Below are 16,886 nucleotides of genomic sequence, written 5' to 3'. Positions count from 1 at the left end.
ACCATCGACAAGAACAGCTCCTTCCTCCCCGAGGGCAACCCGCTGCCGGAGGCCGACCCGTACGGCCGTACGATCCACTTCGGCATCCGCGAGCACTCCATGGGCGCGGAGCTCAACGGCATCACGCTGCACGGCAACACCCGTGTCTACGGCGGTACCTTCCTCGTCTTCTCCGACTACATGCGCAACGCGGTGCGCCTGTCGGCCCTGATGCACCTGCCGGTGACGTTCGTGTGGACGCACGACTCCATCGGCCTCGGCGAGGACGGCCCCACCCACCAGCCGGTCGAGCACCTGGCCTCGCTGCGCGCGATCCCGGGTCTGAACGTCGTCCGCCCGGCGGACGCCAACGAGACCGCGATCGCCTGGCGGGAGATCCTCAAGCGGTACACCAAGGAGTTCGGCAAGGGCCAGCCGCACGGCTTCGCGCTCACCCGCCAGGGCGTGCCCGCCTACGAGCCGAACGAGGACACCGCCCGTGGCGGCTACGTGCTGTTCGAGGCCGAAGGCGGCGAGGCGCAGGTCGTCCTGATCGCCACCGGTTCCGAGGTGCACGTGGCCGTGGAGGCGCGTGAGCAGCTCCAGGCCGACGGCGTGCCCACCCGGGTCGTCTCGATGCCGTGCGTGGAGTGGTTCGAGCAGCAGGACCAGGGGTACCGGGACTCCGTGCTGCCGCCGTCGCTGAGGGCCCGTGTCGCCGTGGAGGCGGGGATCGGCCTGACCTGGCACAAGTACGTCGGGGACGCCGGCCGCATCGTTTCCCTGGAGCACTTCGGTGCTTCCGCCGACGGCAAGGTGCTCTTCCGCGAGTTCGGCTTCACCGCCGAGAACGTGGCCGCCAAGGCCAGGGAATCCATCGCCGCCGCCCAGCGCTGACGCTCATATACGACACGTAGGAGATGTAATTCCATGACAGACGCACTCAAGCGCCTCTCCGAAGCAGGCGTCGCGATCTGGCTGGACGACCTGTCGCGCAAGCGGATCACGTCCGGCAACCTCGCCGAGCTGATCGACCAGCAGCACGTCGTGGGCGTCACCACCAACCCGACGATCTTCCAGAAGGCGATCTCCCAGGGCGACGGCTACGACCAGCAGCTGTCGGACCTCGCCGCCCGCAAGGTCACCGTCGAAGAGGCCATCCGCATGATCACCACGGCGGACGTCCGCGACGCCGCCGACATCCTGCGCCCGGTCTTCGACGCCACCGACGGCCAGGACGGCCGGGTCTCCATCGAGGTCGACCCGCGCCTGGCGCACAACGAGAAGGCGACGGTCGCCGAGGCCAAGCAGCTGGCCTGGCTGGTGGACCGCCCCAACACCCTCATCAAGATCCCGGCCACGATGGCGGGCATCCCGGCGATCAGCGAGGTCATCGGCCGCGGCATCAGTGTCAACGTCACGCTGATCTTCTCGCTGGAGCGCTACCGCGCGGTGATGGACGCCTACCTCTCCGGCCTGGAGAAGGCCAAGGAGCGGGGTCTCGACCTCTCCAAGATCCACTCCGTGGCGTCGTTCTTCGTGTCCCGCGTGGACACCGAGGTCGACAAGCGCCTGAACGACATCGGCACCGACGAGGCCAAGGCCCTGCGCGGCAAGGCCGCCCTCGCCAACGCGCGCCTCGCGTACCAGGCGTACGAGGAGGTCTTCTCCTCCGACCGCTGGAACGCGCTGGAGAAGGCCGGCGCCAACAGGCAGCGTCCGCTGTGGGCGTCGACGGGCGTGAAGGACCCGGCGTACCCGGACACCCTGTACGTCACCGAGCTGGTCGCGCCCAACACGGTCAACACGATGCCGGAGGCCACCCTGGAGGCCACCGACGACCACGGCGAGATCACCGGCGACACCGTCTCGGGCACCTACGAGCAGGCGCGGGCCGACCTCGACGCGCTGGAGAAGCTCGGCATCTCGTACGACGACGTCGTGCAGGTGCTGGAGGAGGAGGGCGTCGAGAAGTTCGAGGCGTCCTGGAACGACCTGCTGAAGTCGACCCAGGCGGAGCTCGAGCGCCTCGCCCCTTCGGAGGGCTGACTTGTCACCCGTTTCCGGTTCCGGAGCGAACCCGCTTCGTGACCCGGCCGACCGACGGCTCCCGCGCATCGCGGGGCCGTCGGGCCTGGTCATCTTCGGCGTCACGGGCGACCTGTCGCGCAAGAAGCTGATGCCCGCGGTGTACGACCTCGCCAACCGGGGCCTGCTGCCGCCGGGCTTCTCGCTGGTGGGCTTCGCCCGCCGCGACTGGGAGCACGAGGACTTCGCCGAGGTCGTCCACGACGCGGTCAAGGAGCACGCGCGTACTCCCTTCCGCGAGGAGGTCTGGCAGCAGCTCATCCAGGGGATGCGCTTCGTCCAGGGCACCTTCGACGACGACGAGGCGTTCGAGCGGCTGCGCGCCACCATCGAGGAGCTGGACAAGGCACAGGGCACGGGCGGCAACTTCGCCTTCTACCTGTCGGTGCCGCCGAGTTCCTTCCCGGTGGTCATCCAGCAGCTGAAGAAGCACGGACTGGCGGACCAGACCGGCGGTTCCTGGCGCCGCGCGGTCATCGAGAAGCCGTTCGGCCACGACCTGAAGTCGGCCGAGGAGCTGAACAAGGTCGTGCACGAGGTGTTCGAGCCGGACCAGGTGTTCCGCATCGACCACTACCTCGGCAAGGAGACGGTCCAGAACATCCTGGCGCTGCGCTTCGCCAACACCATGTTCGAGCCGATCTGGAACAGGTCCTTCGTGGACCACGTGCAGATCACCATGGCCGAGGACATCGGCATCGGCGGCCGGGCCGGCTACTACGACGGCATCGGCGCCGCCCGGGACGTCATCCAGAACCACCTGCTCCAGCTGATGGCCCTCACCGCCATGGAGGAGCCCGCCTCCTTCGGCGCGGACGCGCTGGCCGCGGAGAAGGAGAAGGTGCTCGGGGCGGTACGGCTGCCGAAGGACCTGGGCAGGAGCACGGTCCGCGGGCAGTACGCGGCGGGCTGGCAGGGCGGCCAGAAGGTCACCGGCTACCTCGAAGAGGACGGCATCGACCCCAAGTCGAAGACCGACACCTATGCCGCGATCAAGGTGGAGATCGACAACCGCCGCTGGGCGGGCGTCCCTTTCTACCTGCGCACCGGCAAGCGTCTGGGCCGCCGGGTCACCGAGATCGCGGTCGTCTTCCAGCGGGCCCCGCACTCCCCCTTCGACCACACGGCGACGGAGGAGCTGGGCCAGAACGCGATCGTCATCCGCGTCCAGCCGGACGAGGGCATCACGGTCCGCTTCGGTTCCAAGGTGCCGGGCACCTCGATGGAGATCCGGGACGTCTCCATGGACTTCGCCTACGGCGAGTCCTTCACGGAGTCCAGCCCGGAGGCGTACGAGCGCCTGATCCTGGACGTGCTGCTCGGCGACGCCAACCTCTTCCCGCGCACGGAGGAGGTCGAGCTGTCCTGGAAGATCCTCGACCCGATCGAGCAGTACTGGGACAGGCACGGCAGGCCCGCGCAGTACAAGTCGGGCACCTGGGGTCCCGTGGAGGCGGACGAGATGCTCGCACGAGACGGACGGAGCTGGCGCCGGCCATGAAGATAGACCTGACCGACACCACCGCCGGAGACATCAACAAGGCACTCGTGCGGGGCCGCCGCGCCATCGGCACGCCCGCCGTCGGCATGGTCCTCACCCTCGTCATCGTCACCGACGAGGAGAACGCCTACGACGCCCTGAAGGCCGCCAACGACGCCTCGCGCGAGCACCCCTCGCGCACGCTGGTGGTCATCAAGCGGTTCTCCCGCAACCCGCGCGCCCGCACCTCCTCGCGGCTGGACGCCGAGGTGCGGGTGGGCGCGGACGCGGGTACCGGCGAGACGGTCGTCCTGCGGCTGTACGGCGAGGTCGTCGACCACGCCGACTCGGTGGTCCTGCCGCTGCTGCTGCCGGACGCCCCGGTGGTCGTGTGGTGGCCGGTGGAGGCCCCCGAGGCTCCCGCCAAGGACCCGCTGGGCGCGCTGGCCCAGCGCCGGGTCACCGACACCTACGCCGCCGAGGAGCCGGTGCGGGAGCTGTCCGCCCGTGCCGCGGCCTACACGCCCGGCGACACCGACCTGTCCTGGACCCGGATCACCCCGTGGCGCTCGATGCTCGCGGCGGCCCTGGACCAGGTCACGTGCGAGGTCGAGGGCGTCGTGGTGGAGGGCGAGGAGTTCAACCCGAGCTGTGAGCTGCTGGCGATGTGGCTCGCGGACCGGCTGGACGTCCCCGTCAAGCGCTCCGTGTCCGCCGGCCCGGGTCTCACGGCCGTCCGGATGGACACCAGCTGCGGCCCGATCGTGCTGGACCGCGCGGACGGCTCGCTGGCCACGCTCTCCATCAAGGGCCAGCCGGCCCGCGCGGTGGCGCTGAACCGGCGGGACACCGCCGAGCTGATCGCGGAGGAACTGCGCCGGCTCGACCCGGACGACACCTACGCCTCGGCGCTGCGCTACGGCGTGGAGCGGCTGGACACGGTCCCCGTACAGGGGACCCGGGAGCCCGGGCAGCCCGCGTCGCGGGCGGCGGAGCCGGCCGAGCCGGACGCGGAGCCCGCGCCGGTCGAGGAGGCGGCGAAGGCGCCCGCGAAGAAGGCGGCGGCCAAGACCGCGAAGAAGGCCCCGGCGAAGAAGGCCCCGGCGAGGAAGGCGGCGGCGAAGTGAGCACTCCGCAGCTGGTCGTGCATCACGACAAGGAGCTGATGGCGCAGGCCGCCGCGGCCCGTCTGATCACGAAGATCGTGGACGCGCAGACCTCCCGGGGTGCCGCGTCCGTGGTCCTCACCGGCGGCCGCAACGGCAACGGGCTGCTGGCCGCGCTGGCGGCGGCACCCGCCCGTGACGCCGTCGACTGGAGCCGCCTCGACCTGTGGTGGGGCGACGAGCGCTACCTGCCGGAGGGCGACCCCGAGCGCAACATCACGCAGGCCCGCGAGGCCCTGCTGGACTCCGTCCCGCTGGACCCGGAGCGCGTGCACGCCATGCCCGCCTCCGACGGCCCGTACGGCACGGACGTCGAGGCGGCGGCCGAGGCGTACGCGGCGGAGCTGGCGAAGGCGGCCGGCCCCGAGAACCACGGTTCGGTGCCGACCTTCGACGTCCTGATGCTGGGCGTCGGCCCGGACACCCATGTGGCCTCGCTCTTCCCGGAGCTGCCGGCCGTGCGGGAGACCGAGCGCACGGTGGTCGGCGTGCACGGCGCGCCGAAGCCCCCGCCCACCCGGATCTCCCTCACGCTGCCGGCCATCCGCGCGGCCCGTGAGGTCTGGCTCCTCGCGGCCGGTGCGGACAAGGCGGAGGCCGTGGCCATCGCCCTGTCGGGCGCGGGTGAGATCCAGGCGCCGGCGGCGGGCGCGTACGGCCGGCAGCGCACGCTGTGGCTGCTGGACAGCGCCGCGGCGTCGCAGCTGCCCCGGTCGCTGTATCCGCCCGCGTCTCCGTGACGTGACCAGGCGCAGGGGCTGCGGGGACTCCGGTTCCCGCAGCCCCTGCGCTGTCGTCCCGCTCCTATTTCACCGACCCCGCCATCACGCCCTGCACGAAGTGCCGCTGGAAGGCGAAGAACACCGCCACCGGCACGATCAGGGACAGGAAGGCGCCCGGCGCCAGGACGTCGATGTTGCTGCCGAACTGACGTATCTGGGACTGGAGCTGCACGGTGAGCGGCTGGGCGGAGCTGTCGGCGAAGAGCAGGGCCACCAGCATGTCGTTCCAGACCCAGAGGAACTGGAAGATGGCGAGCGAGGCGATCGCCGGACGCCCGACCGGCAGGACCAGCCGGGTGAAGATCCGCCACTCGGTGCCGCCGTCCATCCGGGCCGCCTCCAGCATCTCCTTCGGCATCTCCGCGAAGTAGTTGCGCAGCAGGAAGACGGCGAAGGGCAGCCCGTAGGCGACGTGGAAGAGGATGACACCGGGGATCGTGCCGAACAGGCCGAGCGCGCCGAAGAGTTTGGCCACCGGCAGCAGGCCGATCTGGACCGGTACCACCAGCAGGGCGACCACGAGCAGGAAGAGGGGCTCGCGCAGCGGGAAGTCCAGCCAGGCGAAGGCGTACGCGGCGAGGGCCGCGATGACGACGACGAGCGTGGTGGCCGGCACCGAGATCAGCACGGTGTTCCAGAAGGCCCGGGTCATCCCCGAGTTCCGCAGCAGGGCCGAGTAGTTGTCGAAGGACAGCTGTCCGGGTCCGGCCAGCGCCGTCCACCAGCCGCCCTCGGCGTTGTCCCGGGCCGAGCGCAGGGAGGACAGGAACAGTCCGGCCAGCGGGGTGATCCAGACCAGGCCGATGACCACGAGGACGGCCTGGACGAGACCGTTGCCCAGAGAGCGCCGCAGGGCGTTCATCGCTGACTCCTTCGGAAGCGGCGGACGTTGAAGACCATCGCGGGGACCACCAGGAGCAGGAGCAGCACGCCGAGGGCGCTGCCGAGGCCCTGGTCGTTGCCGCCGCCGAAGGACACCAGCCACATCTGGGTGGCGAGGACGGTCGCGTCCTCCTGCACCGGTCCGGGGGCGATGATGTAGACGAGGTCGAAGACCTTCATCACGTTGATCACGAGGGTGACGAAGACGACCGTCAGGACGGGTGCCAGGAGCGGGACGGTGATCCGGCGGAAGATCTGCCACTCGTTCGCGCCGTCCATCCGGGCCGCCTCCAGCGCGTCCCGGGGCAGGCCGGACAGGCCGGCCCCGATCAGGACCATCGCGAACCCCGTCCAGATCCACAGGTACGCGCCGATGATCGCCGGGGTGACGAGGGCGGGCCCGAGCCAGGAGACGCCCTGGTAGGGCGGGGCGAAGTTCGACTCCGGCAGCCTCACCGTGTACGGGCCCGCGGGCAGGCCGGCGAAGCGGAAGGAGCCGTCGGCCGCGGTGTTCGCGCTCGCGACCGTCTTCCCGTCGCGGACCGCCTCGACCTTCATCCCGGGCAGGCCGCTCTCCTTCGCGTCGACCTTGCCCTGCTCACCGCCCCCGCCGGGGGTGAAGTCCAGGTAGACGACGCCGCGCAGTTCCCCGGGTGCCGCCCGGTGCGCGGCCGCCGTGCGGGCGGGTGCGGCGTCGCGGGGCAGGTCCGCCGGCAGGACCCCGACCATGGGGAGGGTGACGGATTGCCCCGTCGAGGCGGTCGTGCGGTACGAGCCGTCCCGGTCCTGGGTGAGCACTCCGGTGCGCCCGCGGGCGGTCGGGTACGTCGACGTGCCCTGGAAGACGTCGTGGACGGAGGTGACCGCCGCGTTGAGCACACCCTTGTCCGGGTCCTCGTCGTAGGCGAGGCGGAAGATGATGCCGGCGGCGAGGAAGGACACCGCCATCGGCATGAAGAGGAGCAGTTTGAAGGCGGTGGCCCAGCGGACCTTCTCCACCAGGACGGCGAGGACCAGGCCGAGGCCGGTGAGCAGGGCCGGGGCGACGACCACCCAGACGGCGGTGTTCCGGATGGCCTTCAGCGTGGCCGGGTCACGGAACATCTCGGTGTAGTTGTGGCCGCCGACGAACCGGGTGCCGGAGGCGTCGAAGAAGCTGCGGCCGACGGAGAACAGCACGGGATAGACGACGAGCGCGCCCAGCAGGAGCAGCGCGGGGAGGACGAAGAGCACGGCGATCAGCCGGGTGCGCCGCCGGCCGCGGCGCGCGGGCGCCGGGCCGGCGGACCGCGGGGCCGCCTGCTGCTTCGCGAGTGTGGTGACGGTCATCGTGCTGCCGCTCAGTCCTGGTAGGCGCGGGCCGCGGCCGACTCCAGCTTCGCCGCGGTGCCCTTCGGGTCCGAGGGATCGCGCAGGAAGTCCTGGAGCAGCTTCCACTCGCCGGTGCCCTTGGTGCCGCCGAAGGCGGCCGGTGCCTGGTCGGACATGTCGAAGCGGACCGAGTCCCCGGCGCCGACCAGGGAGCGGGCGGTGGCGCGGGTGACGTCGTCACCGTAGGAGGCGAGGCCGAGCTTCCTGTTCGGGGAGAGGAAGCCGCCCGCCTTCGCCCACACGGCCGCGGCCTCGGGGGTGGCGAGGTACTCCAGGAGCTTCATGCCGGCCTTGGCGTTCTTGCCGTCCTTGAGGACGACGGCCGCGTCACCGCCGCTGACGACCGGTGCGTCGCCGCCGCCGACCGCGGGGAAGGGGAAGAAGTCCGCGTCCTTGCCGATGGACCTGCCGTACTGGTCGTGGGCGACACCGGCGACGAAGTCGCCCTCGTAGACCATGCCGGCCTCCGGCTTCGGCCCGAACACCTTCTCCACCGAGCCCGGGAAGTCGGTGTTCAGCGCCTCCTTGCCGCCGCCGGCGACGAGCTGCTCGTCCCGGAACAGCCGGCCGAGCGTGGTGAGCGCCCTGACCACCGTCGGGTCGGTCCACTTGAGCTCGTGGGCGGCGAGGGCGTCGTACTTCTCGGGACCGGCCTGGGAGAGGTAGACGTTCTCGAACCAGTCGGTGAGGGTCCAGCCGTCCTGTCCGGCGACGGAGAAGGCGGCGAGGCCGGAGTCGGAGACGGTGTGCCCGGCCTTGAGCAGGTCGTCGTACGTCTTCGGCGGCTTGACGCCGGCCTGGGCGAGCGCGTCCGGGCTGTACCAGACCGTCGACTTGTGGGCGGCCTTGAAGTAGAGGCCGTAGAGGGTGCCGCCGACGCTGCCGTACTTCTTCCACACGGGGGCGTAGTCGGCGGTGATCGTGCCCTGCGCGGCGGGCGACAGCGGCTGGAGCCAGCCCTTCTTCGCGAACTGCTGCAGGACGCCGACCTGCGGGACCATCACGACGTCGGGCGCGTTGCCGCCCTCGATCTTGCTGCCGACGACCGTGGAGACGTTGTCGCCCGTGGACACGAACTGCGTCTTGGCGCCGGTCTTCTCGGTGAAGGCGTCCAGCACCTTCTGGAAGTTCTTCTGCTCGCTGCCGGACCAGACGCCGGCCACGGTGACCGTCTGGCCGCTGAGCGCCTTGTCACCCCCGCCGGCGGAGACGGGCCCGCCACCGCAGGCGGTGGCGCCGAGGGCGAGCGCGAGGGCGGTGCAGCCGGTGAGCAGGGTCGTGCGTCGTCGCATCATCGTCGACGGACCTTTCCTTGGGAGCGGTGATCAGATCTCGTTCAGCCACCAGGCCGCCGTGGCGCCGGGCAGGACGCCGGACGGGCAGGGGCCGCTGGAGAGCAGGGGGGTGCCGGGGACCGGCGCGGGGGCGTCGGCGGTACCGAAGTTGACGGCGCAGACCAGGCCGTCGCCGCGGGTGAAGGCGAGGACGCCCGGCGGGGAGTCCAGCCACTCCAGCGTGCCCTCGCCCAACTGGGGCAGGGACGAGCGCAGTTGGAGGCCGTCGCGGTAGAGGTGCCAGAAGGAGCGGGTGTCGGCGAGGGCGCGGTCGGTGGCGTACTCGGCGAAGTACTCCGGCTGCGGCAGCCAGGGCTTGGCGCCCTCCGCGCCGGAGGTGAAGCCGAACGGTGACGCCTGGCCGGACCAGGGCAGCGGCACCCGGCAGCCGTCGCGGATGCGGGCGCGGCTGCCGGTGCGGTGGAAGATCGGGTCGGTGAGGACGTCGTCGGGCAGGTCGACGACCTCGGGCAGGCCCAGTTCCTCACCCTGGTAGATGTAGGCGGCGCCGGGCAGCGCGAGCATCAGCAGCGCGGCGGCGCGGGCACGGGCGGCGCCGAGGCCGCTGCCCTCGGTGGCGGGTTCGCCGTAGCGGGTGACGGTGCGGACCTGGTCGTGGTTGTTGAGGACCCAGGTGACCGTGGAGCCGGTGCCGGCGATGTCCTGCATGGCCTCGGAGATGACCTTGCGGAAGGAGTCGGCGTCCCAGGGGGCGCCGAGCAGGTCGAAGAAGAAGGCCTGGTGGAGTTCGTCGGGGCGGACGTACATGGCGTGTTCGCGGGCCGAGGGCACGGAGACCTCGCCGACGAGCAGGCGCTCGCGGCCGTCGCGGGCCTGGTACTCCTCGCACACGGAGCGCCAGTGGCGCCACACCCCGTGCACCTCGGGCTGGTTCCAGGCGAGCGGGTTGACCGAGTCGCGGGTGCGGGCGTCGGCCTCCGGGTCGTCGGAGTCGGGCAGTGCGGGGTGCTTGTACAGGCCGGCGGCAACGTCGATGCGGAAGCCGTCCACGCCCCGGTCGAGCCAGAACCTGAGGACGCGCTCGAACTCGGCGGGGACCTCGGGGTCGCGCCAGTTCCAGTCGGGCTGCTCGGGGGTGAACATGTGCAGGTACCACTGGCCGTCGTCGGTCCTGGTCCAGGCCGGTCCGCCGAACATGGCGTGCCAGTTGTTGGGCGGTTCGGCGCCGTCGGGGCCGCGGCCGTCGGCGAAGTGGAAGCGGGAGCGGGCCGGGCTGCCCGGCCCGGCGGCGAGTGCCTCGCGGAACCACGGGTGCTCGCTGGAGCAGTGGTTGGGGACGATGTCGAGCAGCACCTTGATGCCGAGCCGGCGGGCCGCCGCCATCAGCAGGTCGAACTCGGCGAGGTCGCCGAAGACCGGGTCGACATCGCGGTAGTCAGCGACGTCGTAGCCGTGGTCGGCTTGCGGCGAGGGGTAGAAGGGGCTCAGCCAGACGCCGTCGACGCCGAGCTTCTTCAGGTACGGCAGTCCGGCGCGGACGCCGGCCAGGTCGCCGATGCCGTCGCCGGTGCTGTCCAGGAAGCTGCGGACGTACACCTGGTAGATCACCGCGTCCCGCCACCAATGATGCCTGTTCAACCCTGTGGAACCTGTCTCTGAGGGGGGCTGTTGTGCATGCATGTTAGGTAGGCGCCGAGCGAAGGTGTCAACGAAGTGAACGAAAGTTACCGACCAGTGCGGGGGTCAGATACGGGCATTTCGCCGCGAGTCGCACCCAGTCGTGATGACCGCGTTACTTAACAAGTAACTAGCGGCGGGCGATGGCGTCGAGTTCGCGTGCCAGCCGTCGCACGGCCTGCCCGGGCGTCTGCCGCCCGGTGAGCGCGTCCTGCACGACCGCCTGCACCGCCAGGCTCACCTGGTCGTAGTGCGGGCTCTTGGGGCGGGGGCGGGCGGTGAGGACGGCGGTGCGCAGGGTCGGCAGATAGGGGAACCGCCGGACCAGCGCGGGGTCTTCGTAGAGCGCCGCGCGTACGGGCGGCAGCGCGCCCCGCATGAGCACCTGGCGCTGGACGGGGGCACTGGTGAGGTAGGCGATCAGGCGCGCGGCGGAATCCGGGTGCCGGGCGTGGGAGTTGACGGCGAGGTTGGAGCCGCCGAGCACGCTCGTCCCGGGCCCCCCGGGACCGGGAAGCGGGACGGCGCCGATCCGGCCGGCGACCTTCGTGCCCCTGGCCGAGGCGACGGCGTAGGCGTAGGGCCAGTTGCGCAGGAAGAGCAGCCTGCCGTCCTGGAACGCCTGCTTGGACTCCTCCTCCTTGTACGTCAGCGCCCGCTTCGGGATCCAGCCCTCGCGGATGCCGCGGACGAGGAAAGCGAGGCCCTCGCGGGCGGCGGCCGAGTCGACGGTGACCCGCCTGCCCTCGCCGCCGAGGATCGTGCCGCCCGCCGAGTACACGGCCTCGGCCGCGTTCACGGTGAGACCCTCGTAGGGCAGGAACTGGCCGGCGTAACCGCCGAGCCCGTACTTCGGCGCGATGGTCTTCGCGTCCCGCTCCAGTTCCGCCCAGGTACGCGGCGGGGCCACGCCCTCCTCGGCGAGGACGTCCTTGCGGTACAGCAGGAGTCCGGCGTTCGTGACGTACGGCACCGCGTACAGCCGCCCGTCGTACGTCGCCGTGTCCACGACCGGCGGCAGGAAGCTGCCCAGCGGGAAGCGGTCGCGCGGCAGCGGGCGGATCCAGCCGGCCGCGGCGAACTCGGAGGTCCAGTCGACGTCGATGTTCAGGACGTCGAACCGGCCCCGGTCGCCGCCGCGCAGGTCGGTCGTCATCTGCGCGTGCGTCTCGTCGGCGGAGTCCGGCAGCTCGACCAGGGTGACCCGTTCGCCGGGGTGGGTCCGGTTCCAGCCCCTCAGCAGCGGGCCGAGATAGCCGGTGAGATCGCCGGCGGTGGCCAGGGTGAGCGGTCCGCGACCGCCGTGCGCGCCCTCGTCGGCCCGGGCGCCGGAGGCGGTGTACCCGGTCATGATCACGACCAGAACGAGGAGGCCCCTACCGGCGGCGCGTATCCACCGCATAGGTTCCTCCCTGTACAACCGGCACCACGGGCACCCTCGCCCGGGGACAGAGGCCATGTATACCTGTTAGGTATGCGCGATACTAGGGCCTGGAGCACATGGAGCAGACAGGAGGACAGCACGCGTGCGCCTGCCTCTCCTGGCACTCCTGGCCCGCGGCCCGGCCCATGGCTACGAGCTGAAACAGGACCTTGAGCAACTGCTGGGCGCCGCGTACCCTCAGCCGAACGTCGGCCAGATCTACGTCACCCTCGGCCGCCTGGAGAAGTCCGGGCTGATCGAGGGCGAGGACGTCGAGCAGTCCAGCCGGCCCAACAAGAAGGTCTACCGCCTCACCGAGGCCGGACGCGAGGCGCTGCACGTCTGGTTCGAGGAGACCGAGGACGAGCCTCGGGTGCGCGACGAGTTCTTCATGAAGCTCGCCCTCGCCCCGCAGACCGGCCTCGCCGACCAGATCGCCCTCATCAACCGGCAGCGGCGCCAGTACCTCAACACCATGCGCAATCTGTCGAAACTGGCCGCGGCCGAAGACCGCGACAACCGAATCGCCCAGCTGCTGATCGAGGGCGCGATGCTGCATCTGCAGGCCGACCTCGACTGGCTGGAGCGGTGCCAGGAGGAACTGGAATGAGCGAGGACACTCCGGTTCCGCGGACCGAGGACACGCCGGTGCGGGCCGGGGGCGAGGGCACGCCGGTGCGGGCCGGGGGCGAGGGCGCGCCGGTGCTGCGGGCCGAGGGGCTGGTGAAGACCCATCACGGCGAGGGTGCGCCCGCGCACGCCGTCCGCGGGGTCGACCTGAGCGTGGCCCCCGGCGAGTTCGTGGCGATCACGGGTCCGTCCGGTGCCGGCAAGTCGACCCTGCTGCATCTGCTCGGCGGGCTGCAGCGGCCGGACCGGGGCAGCCTCTGGCTCGCCGGCCGGTGCACGGACTCCTTCAGCGAGGCCCGCTGGGCGGTGGAGCGGCGCAAGGCCATCGGAATCGTCTTCCAGTTCTTCAACCTGGTGTCCAGCCTGTCGGTCGCCGACAACGTCGAACTGCCCGCCCTGCTCGCCGGCGTCCCGCCGAAGAAGGCGCGCGCCGAGCGGGAGGCGCTCCTGGCCGAGCTGGGCCTGCGGGGCAAGGAGCGGAGTCTGCCGGGTGAGCTGTCCGGCGGCGAGCAGCAGCGGGTCGCCCTCGCCCGGGCCCTGGTCAACCATCCGCCGCTGCTCCTCGCCGACGAGCCCGCGGGCAGCCTGGACAGCAAGGGCACCCGCGAGGTCATGCGGCTGCTGACCCGCTTCCACGGGCGCGGCCAGGCCATCGTGCTGGTCACGCACGACGCCCGGCTGGCCAGCGCTGCCGACCGGGTGATCAGCTTCTTCGACGGCCGCATAGCCGACGACGCGGCACTGGACGGCGCACCGCCGTCCCGGCGCGGCGGCATCTCCGGCGTGCTGGAGCTGAGGGACTGACCGTGCCGGATCTCAGGAACATGCGGGCCACCCTGCGCTGGGCGCACTCCGACCTGCGCACCCACCGCGGCGAAGCACTGTTCCTGGTGCTGGCGACCGCCGGGATCGTCGCCTCGCTGCTGCTCGCCACCGCCCTGTTCGGGTACGCCACGAACCCCTGGCAGCGGACCTTCGCCGAGGCGCGCGGGGCCCACGTCTGGCTGCACACCGCGCCGTCCGCCGACACCCGCGCGCTGACCGGGCTGGACGGCGTCTCCGCCGTCGCCGGCCCCTACCGCACCGAGTCCGCCACCGTCTCCGCCCGGGGCACCCGCGCCTCCGTGGAGCTGCGCGCCACCCCGCGCCCGCCGTCCGTCGGCCGGCCCCTGCTCACCGCGGGGCGCTGGCTCGACCCGGCCGCGCCGGACGGTGTGGTGCTGGAGAGCAGCGTGGCCCGGGCCCTGCTGGCCGAGCCCGGCGACACCCTGACCCTGCCCGGCACGGCCCGCACGTTCACCGTCGAGGGCATCGCGGACAGTGCCGAACCGCCGTACCGCCCGGGCGAGCAGCCGGGGCTGGTGTGGGCGCTGCCGTCCGCGGTACGCGCCCCGGCCGGCCAGGTCGTCGGGCTGCGGCTCGGTGATCCCGGCGACACCGACTACGCGGTGCAGCGCGCCGTCACCGTGCTGGGCGCGGGCGCGGTCGGCGAGGTCTCCACCTGGCAGCAGGCGCGTGCCGAGGCGCAGGGCGACAACCGGCTGCTGGGCCAGGTGCTCGGACTGTTCGGGCTGGCGGCCCTGGTCGCCGCGGGACTCGCCGTGCACGGGGCCATCGCCACCCGGATCCGGGGGCATCTGCGGGACCTGTCGGTGCTGAAGGCGATCGGTTTCACGCCCGGTCAGGTGGTGCGGGTCTTCCTGCTCCAGCACCTGGCGTACGCCCTGCTCGGCGCCGTCGCCGCCGCGGCCCTCACGGAGGGGCTGGGCAGCCGGGTCCCGGGGCGGCTCGGGGACGCGGTGGCCGTGTGGCAGGGGCTGCCCGGACACACCCTGGCCGGCTTCGCGGTGCCGGTGGCAGCGGTGCTGTTCATCGGCCTGACCACGGGGCTCGCGGCCTGGCGGGCGGGGCGGGTGCCGCCGGTTCCGGTGCCGCGCCGGACGGCCGGGCCGGCGGGCGGACGGCTGACCGGAGCGGCACGGCAGGCGCTCGGGCTGAGGCTGCCGGCCGCGCTCGTCCTCGGCTGCCACAAGGCTTTCACGGGGCGGGGCCGGTCACTGGCCACCGTGGCCCGGCTGACGCTGCCGCTGCTGCTGATCGTGGTGGCGCTCAGCGCGTGGACCACGATCGACCGCTTCCACAGCAGCCCCGAGCGGGTGGGGCTGCCGACGGCGCTCACCGTCCGCTCGGACGGCGCCCTCGACGCGTCCGGCGTACGGACCGTGCTGGGCCGCGACCCGCGGGTCGCCGCCGCCTACCCGGGCGTCGAGGTGGCCGCCCTGGTCCCCGGCCAGACCGGGACCATCGCCCTGCGCGGTGTCGGCACCCGCGCCGAGCCCTACCCGTACCCCCTCGCCGAGGGTCGCGCCGCTCACGGTCCGGACGAGGCGGTGGCCGGGCAGGGACTGCTCGACCTGCTGCACGCGCGGGTCGGCGACTGGGTCCGGATGACGGTGGGCGAGCGGCCGCAGATCCTGCACATCGTGGGCCGCGGCATCGAACCGCGCAACGCCGGCCGGGTCGTGACGACCTCCCTGGACACCCTGCGCGAGAACGACCCGGAGCTGTCCCCCGCCTTCTACGAGCTGCGGCTGCGCCCCGGCGCCGACCCGCACCGGGTGGCCGCCGCGATCGACGCGGCCGGCCGGGGCCACCTGGAGGTCCATCCCGTGACGAACCCCGCCGACGGGCTGTCCCCGCTGCGCGGGGTCGTCGCCGGACTGATCGCCGTCCTGGCCCTCATCGGTCTGGTCGAACTGCTCACGGCGATCGGCGGCAGCGTCCGCGAGGGCGAGCGGGACATGCCGGCACTCCGGGCGATCGGCATGTCACCCCGGCAGATCACCGCGATCACCGTCACGGCGACCAGCTGTACGACCCTGGCGGCGGTCGTCGCCGGTACGGCACTGGGGCTGCCGCTGGCCGGGCGGCTGATCGACGCCCAGGGGGGCTCCAGCGGCATCGGCGCCGGCATCGCCCAGTACCCCTCCCCCGGCCTGCTGCTCCTGCTGGGTACGGCCGCGGTCCTGGGTGCGGCGGCACTGGCCGCGCTGCCCGCGGGCCGGGCGGCGCGCCGGCGCCTCGCGGACACGCTGAGCGCGGTGGCCTGAGCCGCGTCGTCACCTGCCGTACGGGCGCCCGGTGGCGGAGGGGTTCCGGGAGCCGGGTGCGGTGGGGTGGGCGGTCAGCCGGATGCCGTGTCCCCGCTTCAGACGCCCCATCTCGTACAGCGCGATGGCGGTGACCGTCACCGGGGCGCCGAGGATGAACACGACACCGAGGCCCAGCCCGAGGCCGTGCAGGTCACCGGTGAGCAGGTCGGGCAGGGCCATCAGCCAGCTGGTGACGACGGCGAGCAGGGGCGGCAGACAGCGGTGCACGGCCGCCGTCCCGAAGAAGTTCCCGGTGATCCGCAGCGCGCCCGCGCCGACGAACCAGACCATCCACAGGGTCAGCAGCCCCATCGGGACGATCAGCAGGGACCCGCCCAGTGACCCGTTGTTCTGCAGCAGCAGGACGGTCACGACGACCGAGCCGACGAAGGTCAGCAGCAGGCCGAGGGCCCTCAGCAGCGCCGGGCGCAGCGGGCGCAGGCTTCCGGTGCGCCGCCAGATCCACAGCATCACCCCGACCGTCAGCGGGGCGACGACCAGCAGGACGGCGGAGGCGATGAGCAGGTTCTCCAGCATCTCCTTCAGGGCGAAGCCGCCCTCGACGAAGGTGTACACGCCGGCCGCGGCGACCGAGCCCGCGGCGATCCGGACCCGCTTGAGCTGCTCGACGGCCGGGTCGAGCGGCTCGGGTATCCAGACGGGATGGAACACCGCCCGCGCCGCGTGATGGGCCTTCAGGAAGTTCCGGCCGTGCGCCGTGTCTGCTGTGCGGGACCGCCGTGGACCGGCCATTGCGCACTCCCCCGAGTCGCGATGTTCATGATCACCGGGGAGTGTACGGGACACGGACGACCGGGCGTCGTCCGTGTCCGGCGACCACCACGGGCGGGCCGGCGGCCGGACTCCCGCGGTTCCGAACCTCCGGCCCGGAACGGGCCGTTGCGCGCCACCGCCTCGGTACCACCGGCCCGGCGCCCGGCGCCCGGCTTCGGTGGCCCGG

14 protein-coding genes are annotated in these 16,886 nt (G+C 72.2%); 8 read left to right on the top strand and 6 right to left on the bottom strand.

Translation table 11 applies throughout. The annotated features are described in order from the left end of the window. The 5 genes from GT045_RS24700 to pgl all read left to right on the top strand — a co-directional run. Nucleotides 1-876, top strand: an 876-nt coding sequence (locus GT045_RS24700; RefSeq protein ID WP_272926890.1) for a transketolase C-terminal domain-containing protein, incomplete at its 5' end; no start/stop codon positions are given. A 33-nt stretch (nucleotides 877-909) separates the two neighbouring features. Next, nucleotides 910-2,028, top strand: coding sequence for a transaldolase (gene tal, locus GT045_RS24695; protein WP_161294742.1), 1,119 nt, complete (start codon nucleotides 910-912; stop codon nucleotides 2,026-2,028). 1 nt (nucleotide 2,029) lies between these two features. After that, on the top strand, nucleotides 2,030-3,568 hold the full coding sequence (zwf, locus tag GT045_RS24690; protein ID WP_161335488.1) for a glucose-6-phosphate dehydrogenase: 1,539 nt from the start codon (nucleotides 2,030-2,032) through the stop codon (nucleotides 3,566-3,568). Next, a complete protein-coding gene (opcA, locus tag GT045_RS24685) occupies nucleotides 3,565-4,674 on the top strand; it encodes a glucose-6-phosphate dehydrogenase assembly protein OpcA (RefSeq protein ID WP_161335487.1) in 1,110 nt (369 codons plus the stop codon). The genes zwf and opcA overlap by 4 nt, the downstream gene beginning before the upstream one ends. Beyond that, a complete protein-coding gene (gene pgl, locus GT045_RS24680) occupies nucleotides 4,671-5,453 on the top strand; it encodes a 6-phosphogluconolactonase (protein ID WP_161335486.1) in 783 nt (260 codons plus the stop codon). Before opcA ends, pgl begins: the two co-directional genes overlap by 4 nt. A 64-nt stretch (nucleotides 5,454-5,517) precedes the next feature. On the opposite strand, the gene GT045_RS24675 is transcribed toward pgl, so the two are convergent. From GT045_RS24675 to GT045_RS24655, 5 genes are all read right to left on the bottom strand, one after another. Next, nucleotides 5,518-6,357, bottom strand: a complete 840-nt coding sequence (locus GT045_RS24675; RefSeq protein WP_161287445.1) for a carbohydrate ABC transporter permease — start codon at nucleotides 6,355-6,357, stop codon at nucleotides 5,518-5,520. After that, nucleotides 6,354-7,706, bottom strand: coding sequence for an ABC transporter permease subunit (locus GT045_RS24670; protein ID WP_161335485.1), 1,353 nt, complete (start codon nucleotides 7,704-7,706; stop codon nucleotides 6,354-6,356). The genes GT045_RS24675 and GT045_RS24670 overlap by 4 nt, the downstream gene beginning before the upstream one ends. Before the next feature lie 11 nt (nucleotides 7,707-7,717). Next, entirely contained in the window at nucleotides 7,718-9,043 is a 1,326-nt protein-coding gene (locus tag GT045_RS24665) for an extracellular solute-binding protein (protein WP_161287447.1), read from the bottom strand. A gap of 30 nt (nucleotides 9,044-9,073) precedes the next feature. Next, the gene (locus tag GT045_RS24660; protein WP_237538846.1) at nucleotides 9,074-10,723 is read right to left on the bottom strand and encodes a glycoside hydrolase family 13 protein; all 1,650 of its coding nucleotides are present in this window, start codon (nucleotides 10,721-10,723) and stop codon (nucleotides 9,074-9,076) included. Nucleotides 10,724-10,850: 127 nt separating this feature from the next. Next, entirely contained in the window at nucleotides 10,851-12,122 is a 1,272-nt protein-coding gene (locus GT045_RS24655; protein ID WP_161287449.1) for an ABC transporter substrate-binding protein, read from the bottom strand. Nucleotides 12,123-12,246: 124 nt separating this feature from the next. Here GT045_RS24655 and GT045_RS24650 point away from each other — a divergent pair, with 124 nt between their 5' ends. Genes GT045_RS24650 through GT045_RS24640 form a run of 3 tightly spaced genes read left to right on the top strand, consistent with a single transcriptional unit; the run spans nucleotide 12,247 to nucleotide 15,883 of the window. Then, entirely contained in the window at nucleotides 12,247-12,753 is a 507-nt protein-coding gene (locus GT045_RS24650) for a PadR family transcriptional regulator (protein WP_161335484.1), read from the top strand. Then, the gene (locus tag GT045_RS24645; RefSeq protein ID WP_161335483.1) at nucleotides 12,750-13,577 is read left to right on the top strand and encodes an ABC transporter ATP-binding protein; all 828 of its coding nucleotides are present in this window, start codon (nucleotides 12,750-12,752) and stop codon (nucleotides 13,575-13,577) included. Before GT045_RS24650 ends, GT045_RS24645 begins: the two co-directional genes overlap by 4 nt. A gap of 20 nt (nucleotides 13,578-13,597) precedes the next feature. Then, entirely contained in the window at nucleotides 13,598-15,883 is a 2,286-nt protein-coding gene (locus GT045_RS24640; RefSeq protein WP_161335490.1) for an FtsX-like permease family protein, read from the top strand. A gap of 9 nt (nucleotides 15,884-15,892) precedes the next feature. On the opposite strand, the gene GT045_RS24635 is transcribed toward GT045_RS24640, so the two are convergent. Next, nucleotides 15,893-16,678: a hypothetical protein gene (locus tag GT045_RS24635; RefSeq protein WP_161335482.1), complete on the bottom strand. Its 786-nt coding sequence runs from the start codon at nucleotides 16,676-16,678 to the stop codon at nucleotides 15,893-15,895. Nucleotides 16,679-16,886 lie beyond the last annotated feature (208 nt).

It is taken from the genome of Streptomyces sp. SID486 (assembly GCF_009865385.1).
Classification (GTDB): Bacteria; Actinomycetota; Actinomycetes; order Streptomycetales; family Streptomycetaceae; genus Streptomyces.
This window is presented reverse-complemented; position numbering and strand designations above follow the sequence as displayed.

Excerpts from the sequence above, each read along its gene's own strand:
- GT045_RS24675 (WP_161287445.1), bottom strand. The coding sequence starts at position 6,357 with ATGAACGCCCTGCGGCGCTCTCTGGGCAACGGTCTCGTCCAGGCCGTC.
- tal (WP_161294742.1), top strand. The coding sequence starts at position 910 with ATGACAGACGCACTCAAGCGCCTCTCCGAAGCAGGCGTCGCGATCTGG.
- GT045_RS24660 (WP_237538846.1), bottom strand. The coding sequence starts at position 10,723 with ATGCATGCACAACAGCCCCCCTCAGAGACAGGTTCCACAGGGTTGAAC.
- GT045_RS24645 (WP_161335483.1), top strand. The coding sequence starts at position 12,750 with ATGAGCGAGGACACTCCGGTTCCGCGGACCGAGGACACGCCGGTGCGG.
- GT045_RS24670 (WP_161335485.1), bottom strand. The coding sequence starts at position 7,706 with ATGACCGTCACCACACTCGCGAAGCAGCAGGCGGCCCCGCGGTCCGCC.
- GT045_RS24655 (WP_161287449.1), bottom strand. The coding sequence starts at position 12,122 with ATGCGGTGGATACGCGCCGCCGGTAGGGGCCTCCTCGTTCTGGTCGTG.
- GT045_RS24640 (WP_161335490.1), top strand. The coding sequence starts at position 13,598 with ATGCGGGCCACCCTGCGCTGGGCGCACTCCGACCTGCGCACCCACCGC.
- GT045_RS24635 (WP_161335482.1), bottom strand. The coding sequence starts at position 16,678 with ATGGCCGGTCCACGGCGGTCCCGCACAGCAGACACGGCGCACGGCCGG.
- GT045_RS24665 (WP_161287447.1), bottom strand. The coding sequence starts at position 9,043 with ATGATGCGACGACGCACGACCCTGCTCACCGGCTGCACCGCCCTCGCG.
- opcA (WP_161335487.1), top strand. The coding sequence starts at position 3,565 with ATGAAGATAGACCTGACCGACACCACCGCCGGAGACATCAACAAGGCA.